The sequence below is a fragment of the Terriglobus saanensis SP1PR4 genome, from assembly GCF_000179915.2.
Taxonomy (GTDB): domain Bacteria; phylum Acidobacteriota; class Terriglobia; order Terriglobales; family Acidobacteriaceae; genus Terriglobus; species Terriglobus saanensis.
The window spans coordinates 2,408,376-2,423,732 of the sequence record NC_014963.1 but is presented as its reverse complement, the minus strand read 5'-3'; the positions used below and the strand labels follow the sequence as shown (position 1 = coordinate 2,423,732).

The following is a 15,357-nucleotide window of genomic DNA, read 5'->3' as shown; positions in this document are numbered from 1 at the left end:
GACCTACGGCAAGGTTCCACCGAGGAACGTGTTGGATTTATCACGTGCCCTCGCATTACGAATCACGAAGACAACGTCGTCGCCGGATTTTAGGCCATTGACGATCGAGGTCAGGGAAGCCTGGTCCGTCACAACATGGCGGTTGATTTCCACGATGATGTCACCCTTATCCAGCCCACGAGGGGAGAGGTCGTCCGCGAAGGAACCGGGACGAACCGCAGTGACCAACACGCCGCCGCTGATCTCCTGTGCCTTAGCCAGAGCGGGGGGGACGGCGCTTACCGTAATGCCGATCTTGCCCTGAGTGGCGTCGTCCTTCTGGGGCGAGTTATCGTCTGGGTCGCCATTGCCTGCGATCGCAGCGACGGTTTTGGAGCGATCTCCAATCGTGACGGTGGCAGTGTTCTGCTTTCCGTTACGCAGATAGGTGATCTTGGCCGTGGAACCGGGATGACGAGGTGCAATATCAGCGACCAGGTCATCCCCGTCTTTCACCTGTCGATCGTCAATGGAGACGATCACGTCCTGAGGCTGAAGACCCGCCTTGGCAGCGGGACCATTAGGCGTGATCCTGTTGATGAGCACGCCGCCCTTGGAGAAGCCGTACATTCGGCTTACCGCAGAGGAGACGCCGGTCTGGAACTCAATCCCGATCGACCCGCGAACAACCTTGTGCTCGGGTGCGATGAGCATGTTGTAGACGTTGATTACGGTGTTGGACGGCATCGCAAAGCCAAGCCCGACCGAGCCCGAAGATTGCGTGTAGATCGCCGTATTGACGCCGACCACCGCTCCAGTCATGTCGACCAGGGGACCGCCCGAGTTGCCGGGATTGATGGAAGCGTCCGTCTGGATGAAGCGCTGGAACTGGCTCTGCGGACCATCTTCGATGGTGCGGTTCTTGGCAGAGACGATTCCGGCCGTTACAGTCTGCGAAAGGTTGAAGGGGCTGCCGATGGCGAGCACCCAATCTCCTACCTGCGCAGAATCGGAGTTGCCCAGCTTGACCGTGGGGAGCGTCTGGTTTGTGTCGATCTTGATGACGGCGATGTCGGTGTCTTTGTCAGTACCGATCACGCGCGCCAGACGGCCAAGGCCGTTGTCGGAGTCGGTCGAAAGCTTGACGTAGATCTTGTCCGCTTTGTCGACGACGTGATTGTTTGTGATGATGTAACCGCGCGGATCCACGATGAAACCGGAACCGAGGGCGCGACGTTCGCCACCACCGGCACCATCTTCATCATCTCCATCCCCGCCGCCGGGCTGTCCGCCGAAGAAGCGGTTGAAGAAGTCCTGCATATCTCCCTGCTGCTGCGGATCATCATCGTTACCCTGACCCTGACCACGGCGCTGTGTGCGGCGCTTTGGTGCCGTGGACTGCTTGGGAAGTGACTCGGTATTGATGTTTACAACCGCTGGACCCACCTGTTTTGCAATGGTGGAGAAGGCGTTGGAAGTGGAGGTCATGGGTGGGATGCGGAGCGGTGCGGCGTCAGCGCTGTTGATCTGCTGCTCTTTGCCGTGAACTGTAGTGGTGAGCGCAGACCCGGCAAGGATGCCGACGGAGAGAACGCCGAGAAGTAAGAAAGTGGCCGATAGGCGGTGATTCCTAATGCGGTCAAGAAAGCCATTAGATTTGGGCTGAGTTTGTTCCATATGCTGCAGTATCCCTCGTATGGGTTCGGTCGCTCAAGCTTCCGAGTATAGGTCTGTTCCGGTATAGATGCACCGGCCCACCCTTTGGGGATTTAGACGCACGGAAAGGTCCAAAGGGTATATAAGGATGAGTCTAGGACTAGTTGGCTTCGGGCTCCAGGGCGACGGGAAAGGTCAGAAGTTCTGTTACAAGGATGCCTGCAAAGATAAGGCCCGCACCCTGAGCGGAGCGGAGGCTGAAGGCCTCGCGACGCAACAAAAGCGACATTATCCAGGCGAAGGCAGGCTCCAGCGAGAGCAAAAGCGCCGTGTGCGTCGGTTTGAGGTGCTGCTGGGCCCAGGTCTGAATGCTGAATGCCGCGGCTGTGGCAAAGACAGCGCAGATCCCAAGGGCCAGGACGAGGCGTGGTGTCATATGAAAATAACTTTTCTCGAATGTTGGTGTGGCGAAGGTCATGAACAGGACGCAAAACCCTATCTGCAGGGTGGCAAGGTGGCCTGTGGGGACTTCCCGGGCCATGCGTCCCAGGGCGAGCAGATGCAGGGCGAAGGCAAGTGCGCAGGCCAGCGACAGCAGATCCCCTACGTTGATCGCACTCCACATCTCTTGCATGGGAGTGCCGGAGGGTAAGGTCAGTCGAAGAATGCCAACAAAAGCGAGCACAGCTCCTGCGATTGCCGGCCACCTTGGGCTTCCGACTCCTGCGGGGCGCAGTTTTGGAATCGCACTCAGCAGCGGGACGAAGACTACGACCAGGCCTGTGAGGAAGGCAGATTTGGATGGAGTCGTACGCGCGAGGCCGACAGTCTGGAAATCGTAGCCCGCAGCAAGAAAGAGACCCGCGACAGCACCCGCGATGAGGGAGGTGCGCGTCAGGCTGTGCCAGATCCTCCAGTGAATGCCGGCAAGCACCACGAAGGCAAGTGCCATACGGATCTGGTTGAAGAACAGGGGACTGGCGTCGATGAGGGCGTCTTTCACCAGGACGAAGGTCCCACCCCAGAGGGCCACGACCGCCAAAAGGAGGAGATGCGCGGTGATGGAGTCTTTTCTGGTTGTCATGCCGCAGTATCCCTGTTCATTTGAGATCACAGCGGTCGACGAGCGTGAGCAGGATTCTTCGCAGCGCTATCTCCCGGCCACGCGGATCGTACCATTCGCGCAGGGTATGAATGCCGCCTCCGCGTCCTCCCGCGCCGATGGCGACGGCCTGAATCCCGAGGGACAGAGGGAGGTTCGCATCGGTGGATCCGACACGCTCGCTGGTCCGAATGCCAAGGTGACGGTCTACTGCCTGAATCGTCTGGAGGAGAGGAGAATCCTCGGGCAGCGTGGCGGCGGGGCGGTCGCCGATGGAGCGGATATGGAAGCGGAGGTTCTCCTCCGTACTGAGGTCTTTCCCTGGTGAGAGGTTTGCAGCGAGTACTGCATCTTCTACTGCACGGAAGAGGCGGACTTCGCTGGCGAGAAGTTCTCCTTCATCCACCGAGCGCAGATCGAAGAGAGCGGTCGCGACTTCTGGAATCGCCGTGACCGAGGTGCCACCTTGGATGGTGCCGACGTTGATCGTCGTCCGCGGATCTTCCAGGAGAGAGTGAGGCGTGAGTTCGGCGATCGCACGCGCCAGTGTGACGATGGGGTTGGCGCGCCCAGCGTCGGTCCAGGAGTGTCCTCCGGGGCCAGCTACCGTTACTTGAAAGCGTTTGCTTCCAAGGGCACGTGTGACGACTGTTTCTGTGCCGCTTCCCTCCAGCGCGATGGCAGTGGTGATACGCGGTCCCATCTCCCCGTGAAAGAGATGGCGCATACCCCGAAGATTGCCTTCGGCCTCTTCGCCTACATTTGCGGCGAAGAGAATGTTGGTTGCAAGGGGTAGCCCCGCGTGCAGGATGGACCCAATCAGCGCAAGAAGACCGGCAACCCCTGCGCCGTTATCACAGATGCCGGGGGCATGGAGCAGATCGCCGTCTTCACGGACGTCAATGGCTGTCTCCTGGGGAAATACCGTGTCGAGATGGGCAGAAAGCAGAAGCAGAGGCTCTCCGGGCACGGGTGGGCGAAGATAACCAATCGCATTGCCAGCGCCGTCGATTCCGGTAGAAGTCAGGCTGAGCGTCTGCATCTGTTCCAGCGTCCATGCGGCGCGCTTGGCTTCTCCAAAAGGAGGTGCAGGGATGCGGGTCAGATCGATCTGCCACTGGCGAAACCGTTGTTCCTGCAGGTGCAGCCATTGAAACGCGCGATGCACTGCCGGAAGCGCGGCGATCCGAACGATCCGTTGATGGGCTGAGGCGTTCATGCGCGCTTGTCCTTATCGGAGAGATCCTCCGACCCATATTCGACTTCGAGCAGACTGAGGCCTTGCGGCGGTGCCGTTGGGCCAGCGGCACCGCGATTTTTTGCAACCAGAATCTTCTCCATCTCAGTAGCAAGGATGCGGCCAGCACCCACATCGACGCAGGTTCCGACCAGGTTGCGCACCATATGGTGAAGAAAGCCGGACCCCCTGACCTGGTAGGAGAGTTCGTCTCCGCACAGAGTCCATGCCGACGAATAGAGTGTTCGGATATTGTCCGGGGCGTTGCTTTCCGCCTCCAAACGGGTCTTGCGCTCGGGATCGTTGGCGGCAAACGAGGTAAAGTCGTGTGTTCCTACAAACCTTTCCGCGGCTTGCATCATGGCGGCGACGTCAAGTGGCGCGGGATACTGCCATACCCAGCGTGCTCTTTCCGGAGAGCAGACGATCTCTTCGACATCCTTTGTGGGACGACAGAGGAAGAGGGTGTACCGGTAGGTCTTACTGAGGACGCCACGGCGCGCATGGAACTCCGGCGCGACGATTCCAGCTTCCAGAACGCGAATACTGGTGGGCAGGATGCGATTGAGGGCGCGCTTAAGATTGTCCGGAGGGATGGGCACGGCCAACTTGAGCGAGACGACCTGCCCCAGTGCGTGCACCCCTGCATCGGTTCGGCCAGAGCCCTGGGGCAACACCTCCTCGGAAGTTACAGAACGAATGGCGCTCGCCAGCGAGCCTTGAATCGTAGGAAGGCCCGGCTGTACCTGCCAGCCAGCGAAGTCTGTGCCGTCATAGGCAAGCTTCAATCTCCACGCTTGGAGGGAGGTTGATGCGTCGGAAATGGGAGTCGCGTCCGGCATGAAGTGAGGAGGGTGGCGCCAATGTGCGGTCATCGTAGGCCGTCACTTGGACGGTACCATGCGCGTTTGCTTTTCTACCCTGAAGCCAAGAGAGGCGTTGCTATACTTCAGAGGTTCCGTTCCTTTTGATTCTGTGGCGTTCGAAACTTTTGAAGCGTTGGGCCTTTTTGCGGCTCAAATGCGTAAAGAAGATTCAGGCGTTCGTGGAACGAAGTGTAGGTCTCGCCCGTATACGGTGCAGGCAGTTATTGTTGGAGAGCAAACACGTGAGATCGAAGAATTTGCAGGCTGCAGCAGGAATCGCCCTGATGCTGATGGGTTCTCTGAATGGAACGGCATGGGGGCAGCAGACACCTGCGCCTTCGCCGACGACACCCGCTGCGCCTCAGGCCGTGCAGAACGATACCACCGGCCAGGCCGGGCTCCCTCAAGCCCCGCAGCCGGTCTACACCGAACCGCTCTTCCTCCGGGATACGCCGGGCGACTACGCCAAGCCGAAAAAGGCTTTCCCCAAAGTCTGGGCTCCTTATACCTCGATGGACTACCCCCGTCCGCGTCTGAGCAATACACCGCGTCTGGGTGATCTGATGAGCGGTGGCAAAATCTACCTTTCGCTCTCTGACGCCATTACCCTGGCGCTGGAAAATAACTATGACATTGCTATCGCGCGCGTGAATCTGGATATCGCCGACACCGACCTCCTTCGCGCCAAGGCAGGCGGATCCCTGCGTGGTGTTTCCACCGGACTCGTGACGAACACCTTGGGCGGCACCACGACGACCATTACGGGTGGGGGTGGACCGGGCGGTACGACTACTTCGACCGGCGGCTCGGGTACGGGTGCATCGGGTCTCGTTCTTTCCACCAATGGATTGGGCCCTGTGCCACAGTTGCTAGATCCCACACTTACTGGCACAGTGCAGGCGGAGCGCGCCAGCACTGTGCAATCGAGCAACCTCATCAGTGGAACAAATGTTTTGAGCCAAGACACAAACACCTACAACTTTGGTTATAACCAGGGATTTATCACGGGTACTACTCTGGCTGTGACATTCAACAATACGCACCAGACCAGCAATAGCACGCGCACCTCGTATAACCCACTTCTTCAATCCACCTTCCAGGCGCGTGTACAGCAGCATCTTCTGCAGGGCTTTGGGTGGGGAGTCAACGGGCGCTTCATCGTGCAGGCGAAGAACACTCGACGGATTACAGACTCCGGGTTTCGCCAACAGGTGATCTATACCGTCACACAGGTGGAAAGCATCTACTGGGCGCTTGTTTCGGCCTATGAAGATGACCTAGCCAAGACGCGCGCTCTGGAGCAGAGCACACAGCTTGCGAAGGATAACCGGAAACAGTTGGAGATCGGGACGCTCGCGCCACTGGATATTGTGAACTCGGATAATGCCGTTGCCACAGATCAGCAGGCGAGCATCCAGTCCAAGACCAACCTGGAGTACCAGCAGCTTTTGCTGAAGCAGGCGATTGCGCGCAACCTGAGCGATCCGCAGCTTTCGGTAGCTCCTGTGATTCCGACGGACCGCGTCGACCTTGGACGTCTTCCTGAAGAAGACCAGACCGTCGAAGATCTGGTCGCCCTGGCGTATAAGAACAACCCTCAAATTGAGCAAGCTGTTCTAAATATGAAGAACAACGACATCACGCGGAAGGCTCTGAAAAACGGACTTCTTCCGACTGTCGATGTCTATGGTTTTTATGGTTCTTCTGCGGTAGGCGGAAGTGTAGTCACCGCAAATAATCCGGGTGCTAACTCGTCAGGTTATGGCAATGTCTTCTCAAATCTGTTCAACAACACTTCTCCCGACAAGGGCGCAGGTGTAACGGTAAGCATTCCGATTCGTAACCGCATCGCACAGGCGGATCAGGCGCGTTCGCAGATGGAATATCAGCAATCCGAGATGCGTTTGCAGCAGATTTACATTCAGACCCGCATGCAAGTCATCAACGGGCAGTATGCGCTGACCAACGATCGTGCGGCGGTTCAGTCTGCGCAGAGTTCGCGTGACTTCCAGCTGCAGTCTCTCGACGCGGAAGAGAAGAAGTACAAGCTGGGTGCCTCCACTACTGCGAACGTTCTGCAGCAGCAGCGCAACCTAGCGACCGCAGAGAACAGCCTGATTTCGGCCACGGCTGCTTACGCCCGGGATCGCGCCAGCCTTCTGCAGATTCTAGCCAACACGTTGGATCGCTACGGCATCTCGCTCGCCGATGCCGCGACCGGCACCGTGGTCCAGAAACCGGCGGTTCCTGGCCTTACGGCCCCCGGGCCGACTCCCGTAGCAAAGCCACTCACTGCATCACCAGAACCATTACCTAACATCGCGCCAACGCCGGTTCACTAAGAAACAGGGACGTCGCTGCATTTAGAATCGGGCTTGTATGAGTGTTGATTACAAGCCCGATCAGAGCACCGAAGTCTTGAACTCCCTGGCGACTTCCGCCTCCGCGTATCTCCGCTCTGCCATGCACCAGCCGGTGCAATGGCATGAGTGGGGAGACGCGGGGTTTGAGCTTGCGGTTCGTGAAAATAAGCCGATTCTCCTCGATATCGGAGCGGTCTGGTGCCACTGGTGCCATGTGATGGATCGCGAGTCGTATGAAAACGCGGACACGGCAGATCTGATCAACCGATACTTCATCGCAATCAAAGTGGATCGCGACGAGCGTCCGGATGTGGATACCCGCTACCAGGCAGCTGTTTCCGCGATCAGTGGACAGGGCGGATGGCCACTGACTGCATTTCTGACCCCCGAGGGCAAGCCTTTCTTCGGCGGAACCTATTTTCCGCCAGAAGACCGTTTCGGTCGTCCCAGCTTTCAGCGGGTGCTGCAAACGATGGCGGATGCCTTTCAGGATCGGCGAAGCGAGGTCGAGGACTCTGCCGACTCCGTAATGCAAGCCATCGAATTCAATGAGAGCTTTTCCGGACGGTCCTCCGATTTAGGTCCCGACCTTGTGAACAAACTGGCGGAGTCGATGCTGAAGCAGTTCGATCCGCAGTACGGCGGATTCGGTTCTCAGCCGAAGTTTCCGCACCCCGGTGCGTTGGATCTTTTGACGGATATCGCTTCGCGTGGAGGCCCACTTGCGGAGCAGGCAAGCAACGTCGTGCGCGTGACCCTCGACAAGATGGCCCTTGGCGGCATGCGAGACCAGATTGGCGGGGGCTTTCATCGCTATTCAGTAGATGAGCGCTGGGTGGTTCCTCACTTCGAAAAGATGGCCTATGACAACGCAGAGTTGCTGAAGAGCTATGTCCGGGCCTTCCGGACTTTTCTGGTGCCCGAATACGCTGAGGTCGCACGAGAGATTCTGCGATGGATGGACGGTACACTCTCCGACCGCGAACGCGGCGGCTTCTACAGCTCGCAGGATGCAGATTTGACCCTGGACGACGACGGAGATTACTTCACCTGGACACGGGATGAAGCCGCTGCCGTTTTAAGCCCTGAAGAACTCGCCGTGGCAGAGATCTACTACGATATCGGTGAAATCGGCGATATGCACCACGATCCCTCTCGCAATGTGCTCCATGTGAGGTACACGCTGGCAGAGGTGTCGCGTCGCATTGGCATTACCGAAGAGGAAGTGCAGAGTCTACTGCTTTCTCTGCGCGGAAAACTCGCCAGCGCACGGAGTGAACGTGCTGCGCCGTTTGTCGATCGCACCATGTACACAGGATGGAACGGGCTATGCATCGCCGCCTATCTGGAAGCGGGACGAGCACTGCACAACCAGGAGACGGTTCAGTTTGGCCTGCGTTCCCTCGACCGCCTTTTGCAAGAGGCATGGAATGAAGAGACGGGTCTGGGCCATGTGATCTCGTATGCGGACGGGCATGTACCTGCACAGGCAGTAGCGGGTGTCCTGGAAGATTATGCCTTCGCGGGTCTGGCCTGTGTCGCGGCATGGGAGGTGACGGGCGAGAGCCGGTGGCTTCGCCATGCCGAGGCGCTAGCGGCACGGATGATTCGCGATTTCGCGGATGCCGTCGGTGGCGGATTCTTCGATACGGCGCGCGGCTCCGGCGTCGCTCTGGGTGCACTGTCGGCGCGAAGAAAGCCTCTTCAGGACTCACCTACGCCAGCAGGAAACTCCGCTGCAGCGCTCTTTCTTTTGCAACTCGCGGACTGGACGATGGATGAAAAGCTCCAGGCCAAGGCCGCAGACACGTTGGAGACCTTCGCTGGGATCGTCGAGCACTTTGGACTGTATGCGGCCACCTTCGGTCTCGCATTGCAGCGATTACTGCTGCCTGAAATTCAGATCGTCGTTGTGGGCGAGGACGATTCCTCCGCGGTACTCGAGGCCGCGGCGCTTGCCGGATACTCTGCAACCAAGAGCGTCCTTCGTCTAAAACGGTCTCAACTTGAAGACCTTCGTGGTCCCATGGCGGAGACGTTGCCTCATCTGCCAGCGGAGATGTTTGAGAACAGCTTTGCTATGGTCTGCGGAGACGGTCGTTGCCAACCTCCAACCTCCGATCCTGATGTCCTTGTTCGGGAAATCTCTGAAATAGCTTAACGGTTGTGCAGCCTATCCCTCGCCGAGGGTAGGCTGTGCTGGAGACTGGGTGGGATCCGCTTTTTGTTGCATCAGGATCGTACTGCTGGAGACACCCAGCGGGATCTCTTCCTTCTCGAATGCAATCAGAACCTTCCTGCGCAGGGCTCGGAGAACACCGTCTTTCTGGTTTGCGCGCACACGCAGGTTCACCGGATAAATGACCTCCCGGCCTACGATCTTGTCCACGCCCAGAATGTCCGCGTCCGCGATGACTACGTCTGCAAAAGCCTTGTCATTGCGTACCTCATCCGCGATCTTGCGGAGCAGCGCCATCACGCGGTCCGGGTCGGCGCTGGCATCCACACTTACAGGGAGCGAAGCCACGGAGTATTCGCGTGACAGGTTGGAGACGGTGGCAATCTGACTGTTAGGAATAAAGTACTGGGTGCCGTCCCCATCGCGAAGCGTGGTTGCGCGCAGCGTCAGGTCTTCCACCTGTCCGGTCAGACCGGCCAGCTTAACCACGTCGCCCACGTTGAACTGATCTTCGATAAAGATAAAGACTCCGTTGAGGACGTCTTTGAAGATGGACTGCGCTCCGAAAGAGATCCCGAGTCCGACCACGCCTGCTGAAGCGAGAAGTGGTTTGAGATCGATATTGAAGAGGGGAAGGATCTCCAACAGGACAAGAAAAGTAATCGCGCCATACGCCGTGGCCCGAAGGATCGAAGAGAGAGTCCTCAACTGAGCGGCGCGCTTCGAATTGCCCACCTGGTTGTCCGCCATGACACGCATGCGCTTCACGAAGAAGGAGACGACCTGCTGCAAAACGAACGCAACGAAAAGAATAAAAACAATCTTCGGCGCGTCATGATGGATAAAGTCGATCAGGTCATCGTGGAAGTTTGCTCCCAGTGACCGAACGCTTTTTTCAGGATGTTCCAGCGCGGTATTGACTGTATCAAGCAAAAGGATCATCAAATCTTCTTTGCGGTAAAATTTGCTCCAGCGCGAGGCCCGTATCCAAGGATGAAGTACGGGGCTCCACGTTGCAAGCGCCATTCATGTTCGGGAATGGAGGATGAAGTGACGATATCGAGATGGCCATGCATCCTTCTGGTAGCGTATCTTGCTTCGTCTGGCCTCCGCATATCGGCGCAATCGCCGCAACAGCCTGGGTACAACCAGCAAAGCCCCAGCGTTCCGATCCGTGGCCCAGAACCCGATCTGGCCGGAGAGCGTATGCGAGCCACACAAGTACGCGCACGCGAAATGGAGCTGCACCAGAAAATGATTTCGGACACGAACCGGCTGGTTCTCCTCTGCAGGCAGCTGGAAGATAATTTGAAGGGCCACGCAGTTCCTAATGCGGACGATCTTCGCACCCTGCAGGAAATCGAAAAGCTAGCCCGAAATGTCAAGGACAGGATGAGGCAATGAATAGGGTTATGCGTTTCCTCCTCTTCTTCGGTTTCGCTTCTTCCCTTGCCTTAGGGCAGACGGATCAGCCGCCCATAAGAACGGCTTCCGAACTGGCACTCCATACAGAAGTTCACCGGCTTCTCCTGCTTTCGCTGCAGTTGCAGGGAAATGTGCAAAAAACTCAGCGGTTTGAGCTGTCGATTCCGGTTGTCCAGGAAGCCGCCCAAATTGAAAGCCTGGCGAGGGCTTTGCGGACCCAACAGCCGGCGCGATAGATCCTGGGCCTTCTCGGGGAAGAGTTTCGTCTTACAATCTGTAAGGGCATTTATGGCGACCAAGACGAACCCGAGCGCTGAGGTGAGCGCACCAGAAGAGACGGCTGCTCCGCTTACGCGGCAGCAGTTGGTGGCGTTCTATCGACTGATGTACCTGTCTCGCAAGACGGACGATCGCGAGATCCTGCTCAAACGCCAGCAGAAGATCTATTTTCAGATCTCCTGCGCGGGCCACGAAGCTCTGCTGGTCGCGGCCGGCATGGCGATGAAGCCCGGATATGACTGGTTCTTTCCGTACTATCGCGACCGCGCCATCTGCCTGGCTCTGGGAAATACCGTGGAAGACCAGCTTCTGCAGGCCGTTGGCGCGGACGATCCGGCCAGCGGCGGACGCCAGATGCCTTCGCATTGGACGAATACGCGGCTCCACATTGTCAGCCCCTCCTCTTCGACCGCGACCCAGCTTCTGCATGGTGTCGGATGCGCCGAAGCAGGCGTCTATTTTACGAAGCACCCGGAGGCAGCCGCAGCAGGGGAGTTTGGCGACGGCGACTACAGGAAGTTCAAGAACGTTACTTTTCATAGCGACGAGGTCGTCTATGCCTCTGTCGGCGAGGGATCGACTTCCCAGGGAGAGTTCTGGGAGGCTTTGAATACTGCGTCCAACGCCAAGCTGCCCATCATCTTTGTGGTGGAAGATAACGGCTATGCGATCTCTACGCCGGTTGAGACGAACACTCCCGGCGGAAACATTTCTCGTTTGGTTGCGAACTTCCCGAACTTCCATTTCGAAGAAGTCGACGGTACCGACGCTATTGCCAGCTATGAGGCGATGCAGAGGGCGGTGGCATACTGCCGTGCGCGCAAAGGGCCTGCCTTGGTGCATGGACACGTCATCCGCCCGTATTCGCATTCGCTCTCGGATGATGAACGGCTCTACCGCGTGGCGGAGGAGCTGGAAGCCGACGCGCTGCGCGACCCCATCTCGCGGATGCAGGTACATCTCCTGCAAAACGGGATTCTGACAGAAGACGAACTGCATACGCTGGAGCGCGACGTTACTGCCGAGGTGCAGCAGGCTGCGGATAACGCTCTTCTCGCGCCGCTTCCTACGATTGAGAACATTGAGAAGCATGTCTACTCCGAAGCGCTCAAGCCGATATCTTCAGTGTTTGCGACGGCACCCGCAGAAAACCTGGATGTGACCGAGCGGACGATGGCTGACCTCATCAATTCCACGTTGCGGGATGAGATGCGGCGGGATTCCCGGATCGTCATCTTCGGCGAAGACGTTGCCGATGTCAGCCGTGACCAGCATCTGAAGAGCGGCAAACTGAAGGGGAAGGGCGGTGTCTTCAAGCTCACCTCCGGCCTTCAGGCCGAGTTCGGTTCCGACCGCGTCTTCAACTCGCCGCTGGCCGAGGCAAACATCGTGGGACGGGCCATTGGCATGGCCGTGCGCGGCATGAAGCCTGTCGTGGAGATTCAGTTCTTCGACTACATCTGGCCCGCGATGCACCAGATGCGTAACGAGATGAGCGTGATGCGTTGGCGTTCCAACGGCAACTATTCCTGCCCGCTCGTCATGCGTGTTCCTATTGGTGGATACCTCACCGGTGGATCCATTTATCACTCACAGTCGGGCGAGAGTATCTTTGCGCATACGCCTGGTGTACGCATCGTGATGCCTTGCAACGCGTTGGATGCGGCGGGGCTTCTACGTACTGCAATTCGCTGCGACGATCCTGTGCTTTTCCTCGAACACAAGCGCCTTTATCGCGAAACCTACGGACGGGCTCAGTATCCCGGACCGGAGTACGCCATCCCCTTTGGCAAGGCGCACACTGTCCGCGAAGGCAAGGACGTCACGATCGTGACCTACGGTGCCGTCGTGCCTCGTGCTTTGCAGGCGGCGCAGCGGCTCGAGCGCGAAAAGGGAATCAGCGTGGAGCTAATCGACCTGCGCTCGCTCGCGCCATACGATTTCGAGGCGATTGCCGAGAGCGTGCGCAAGACCAACCGCGTCATCGTGGCCCATGAAGACATGATGAGTTGGGGATATGGCGCGGAGATCGCCGCCAGGATCGCCGACGAACTCTTCTACGACCTCGACGCCCCGGTGCGCCGCGTGGCTTCGATGGACACCTTCGTGGCCTACCAGCCCATTCTGGAAGACGCGATCTTGCCGCAGCCGGACGACCTCTTCAACGCTGTTGCCGAACTGGCGATGTTCTGAGCTTTTCCATCTGATTCCTGATATCGGAAACTACTGTGGTGGCGAGTGCCTTTCTGGGTTCCCCTGAGTTTCAGGGAGATAACGCGCAAGTAATGTAGAGACGGGCGCAACGGGCAACATATTTCCCGGATTCGCGTCTTCACTAGGTAGTGTCTGCACGGAAGCAGTTCAGGAGATGCGAAATGGCGGTTACACGGCGCGGATTTATGAAGGGCGGAGCTCTTGCCCTGGTAGGAACTTCGGCGATCCCGAGTTTCCTGACGCGAAGCGTTCTGGCAGAGGCAACGACGGCTGCGACAAATCATAAGAAGCTCGTGGTTCTCTTTCAGCGCGGTGCTGCCGATGGTCTCAACATCGTCGTTCCGTATCGCGAGAAGAACTACTACGCCATGAGGCCGACGATCGCCATCAAGCCGAATGAAGTCCTCGATCTGGACGGCCAGTTCGGTCTGCATCCGTCGCTTGCAGCCTTCAAACCTCTTTACGATCAGGGACATCTCGCCATAGTGCACGCCTGTGGCTCTCCAGATACGACGCGCTCGCACTTCGATGCGCAAGACTATATGGAATCCGGTACACCCGGTCTCAAATCGACGCAGGATGGATGGTTGAACCGCGCTCTCCAAGCCGAACGCATGGATCCAAAGCTGGCGACGGCGTTTCGCGCGGTTGCGCTGGGTACTCAGGTTCCGCGAACTCTGCAGGGGACTCTGCCAGCGATCGCAATCAATAACGTGCAGGACTTCTCCGTCGGCGGTCGCGCAGCAAATCCTAATACTGGAGTCTCATCCGCCTTTCAGCAGATGTATGCACAGACGGCGGATACGATGCTTCACGGCACAGGGCAGGAGACATTCGAGGCCGTCAAGATGCTCAAGTCCGCCGACCCCGCACACTACCAACCAGCGAATGGTGTGGTCTACCCAAATACGAGTTTCGGAAACAGCCTCAAGCAGATTGCTCAGCTTCTCAAGGCGAATCTGGGCGTAGAAGCGGCTTTCGCCGATATCGGCGACTGGGATACTCATCAGGCGCAGGGCAGCACCAATGGTCGCCTCGCGAATCGTTTGAAGGAGTTCTCCGAAACGATCGCAGCTTTCTGGAAAGATATGGGCCAAGGCGCTGAGAACATCACGCTTGTTTCCATGAGCGAATTCGGGCGGACGGCCCGCCAAAACGGGACGGGTGGTACTGACCATGGTCACGGCAATGTGATGTTTGTTCTAGGCGGCACCGTTAGGGGTGGAAAAGTCTATGGCAAATGGCCTGGTCTGGAAAATGAGCAGCTAAACGAGGGCAGGGATCTTACTGTCACGACGGACTTTCGGCAGGTTCTTGGAGAGGCGGCTTACCGTACCCTGGGCTCACAAAACCTCGACCTTGTATTCCCAAATGCGAAACTTACAAAAAATGGTTTTTTAAACATTGTTTAGTTCCATTTTGTGGACAACTTTTTCGATTACACCGCGTCATAGTAGTTGTACCAAGAAGTAAGGCCGGGGTCGCCCATCTACAGCCCTGGCTTCACCTATCCGCACTAACCATTCCTACCTTTATGAAAGGCCTCCATAATATCGGAGGCCTTCTCTTCTTTAAGTCAGGCACACCGGTTATGCAAAACCTACCTTGCGGTCCACCGCCGCTGCGCCTGCACCGTAGAAGAGCAGCATGAGCGCGATGACGAGAAGAGCGAGTGGGTATTGGGAGCCTGCATAGCCGTGCCGTACATCCACCTTCACCAGGGCGACGAGCATGTTGCACGCAACCATGAAGGCGGCGAAGCGCGTCAGCAGCCCGAAGATCAAGAGAAGGCCGCCGAGGAACTCCGTGAGAGCGGAGATATAGCCAAGCCAATAGGGAAGTCCCATGCCTGCGACGGTGTGGCCCCAGCGATCAATCGCCGAGAAGGTATTGCCACCGTGAAAGCCGCCTGTCGGAACGACCTTATTCCAGCCGTGATACACCATCGTGACGCCAAGTACGATGCGGAGCAGAAACGCTCCCCAAGGCTGCATATTGTCCAACCATCTGCGCATTCCGTTACCTCGCCTGCAAGTTTAAGGCTGCATAAGATCGCA

Annotated in this window: 10 protein-coding genes; 4 read left to right on the top strand and 6 right to left on the bottom strand. The window is 57.8% G+C overall.

The annotated features are described in order from the left end of the window. Window positions 1-3: 3 nt before the first annotated feature. The 4 genes from ACIPR4_RS10055 to truA all read right to left on the bottom strand — a co-directional run bounded on the left by ACIPR4_RS10055 (window position 4) and on the right by truA (window position 4,762). The gene (locus ACIPR4_RS10055) at window positions 4-1,656 is read right to left on the bottom strand and encodes a trypsin-like peptidase domain-containing protein (RefSeq protein ID WP_013568556.1); all 1,653 of its coding nucleotides are present in this window, start codon (window positions 1,654-1,656) and stop codon (window positions 4-6) included. A 139-nt stretch (window positions 1,657-1,795) separates the two neighbouring features. Beyond that, entirely contained in the window at window positions 1,796-2,719 is a 924-nt protein-coding gene (locus ACIPR4_RS10050) for a DMT family transporter (RefSeq protein WP_013568555.1), read from the bottom strand. A gap of 16 nt (window positions 2,720-2,735) precedes the next feature. Next, window positions 2,736-3,956 carry a M20/M25/M40 family metallo-hydrolase gene (locus tag ACIPR4_RS10045; RefSeq protein ID WP_013568554.1) on the bottom strand — a complete coding sequence of 407 codons (1,221 nt, stop codon included), beginning with the start codon at window positions 3,954-3,956 and terminating at the stop codon, window positions 2,736-2,738. Beyond that, complete coding sequence (gene truA, locus ACIPR4_RS10040; protein ID WP_245536506.1) at window positions 3,953-4,762, bottom strand: tRNA pseudouridine(38-40) synthase TruA; 810 nt, start codon at window positions 4,760-4,762, stop codon at window positions 3,953-3,955. Before truA ends, ACIPR4_RS10045 begins: the two co-directional genes overlap by 4 nt. A 320-nt stretch (window positions 4,763-5,082) precedes the next feature. Here truA and ACIPR4_RS10035 point away from each other — a divergent pair, with 320 nt between their 5' ends. Both ACIPR4_RS10035 and ACIPR4_RS10030 read left to right on the top strand, forming a co-directional pair. Next, window positions 5,083-7,182, top strand: a complete 2,100-nt coding sequence (locus ACIPR4_RS10035) for a TolC family protein (protein WP_245536505.1) — start codon at window positions 5,083-5,085, stop codon at window positions 7,180-7,182. Window positions 7,183-7,219: 37 nt separating this feature from the next. Further along, window positions 7,220-9,364, top strand: a complete 2,145-nt coding sequence (locus ACIPR4_RS10030; protein WP_013568551.1) for a thioredoxin domain-containing protein — start codon at window positions 7,220-7,222, stop codon at window positions 9,362-9,364. A 12-nt stretch (window positions 9,365-9,376) separates the two neighbouring features. On the opposite strand, the gene ACIPR4_RS10025 is transcribed toward ACIPR4_RS10030, so the two are convergent. Beyond that, window positions 9,377-10,324 (bottom strand): mechanosensitive ion channel family protein, encoded by a 948-nt coding sequence (locus ACIPR4_RS10025; protein WP_013568550.1) that lies wholly within the window; start codon window positions 10,322-10,324, stop codon window positions 9,377-9,379. A 771-nt stretch (window positions 10,325-11,095) separates the two neighbouring features. Here ACIPR4_RS10025 and ACIPR4_RS10010 point away from each other — a divergent pair. Then, on the top strand, window positions 11,096-13,279 hold the full coding sequence (locus ACIPR4_RS10010) for an alpha-ketoacid dehydrogenase subunit alpha/beta (RefSeq protein WP_013568547.1): 2,184 nt from the start codon (window positions 11,096-11,098) through the stop codon (window positions 13,277-13,279). 182 nt (window positions 13,280-13,461) lie between these two features. Then, window positions 13,462-14,712 carry a DUF1501 domain-containing protein gene (locus ACIPR4_RS10005; RefSeq protein ID WP_013568546.1) on the top strand — a complete coding sequence of 417 codons (1,251 nt, stop codon included), beginning with the start codon at window positions 13,462-13,464 and terminating at the stop codon, window positions 14,710-14,712. Between the two features lie 177 nt (window positions 14,713-14,889). Here ACIPR4_RS10005 and ACIPR4_RS10000 read toward each other — a convergent pair whose 3' ends face one another. Next, window positions 14,890-15,315 (bottom strand): DoxX family protein, encoded by a 426-nt coding sequence (locus ACIPR4_RS10000; RefSeq protein WP_013568545.1) that lies wholly within the window; start codon window positions 15,313-15,315, stop codon window positions 14,890-14,892. Window positions 15,316-15,357: the final 42 nt, after the last annotated feature.

Excerpts from the sequence above, each read along its gene's own strand:
- ACIPR4_RS10055 (WP_013568556.1), bottom strand. The coding sequence starts at position 1,656 with ATGGAACAAACTCAGCCCAAATCTAATGGCTTTCTTGACCGCATTAGG.
- ACIPR4_RS10050 (WP_013568555.1), bottom strand. The coding sequence starts at position 2,719 with ATGACAACCAGAAAAGACTCCATCACCGCGCATCTCCTCCTTTTGGCG.
- ACIPR4_RS10045 (WP_013568554.1), bottom strand. The coding sequence starts at position 3,956 with ATGAACGCCTCAGCCCATCAACGGATCGTTCGGATCGCCGCGCTTCCG.
- ACIPR4_RS10030 (WP_013568551.1), top strand. The coding sequence starts at position 7,220 with ATGAGTGTTGATTACAAGCCCGATCAGAGCACCGAAGTCTTGAACTCC.
- ACIPR4_RS10025 (WP_013568550.1), bottom strand. The coding sequence starts at position 10,324 with ATGATCCTTTTGCTTGATACAGTCAATACCGCGCTGGAACATCCTGAA.
- ACIPR4_RS10010 (WP_013568547.1), top strand. The coding sequence starts at position 11,096 with ATGGCGACCAAGACGAACCCGAGCGCTGAGGTGAGCGCACCAGAAGAG.
- ACIPR4_RS10005 (WP_013568546.1), top strand. The coding sequence starts at position 13,462 with ATGGCGGTTACACGGCGCGGATTTATGAAGGGCGGAGCTCTTGCCCTG.
- ACIPR4_RS10000 (WP_013568545.1), bottom strand. The coding sequence starts at position 15,315 with ATGCGCAGATGGTTGGACAATATGCAGCCTTGGGGAGCGTTTCTGCTC.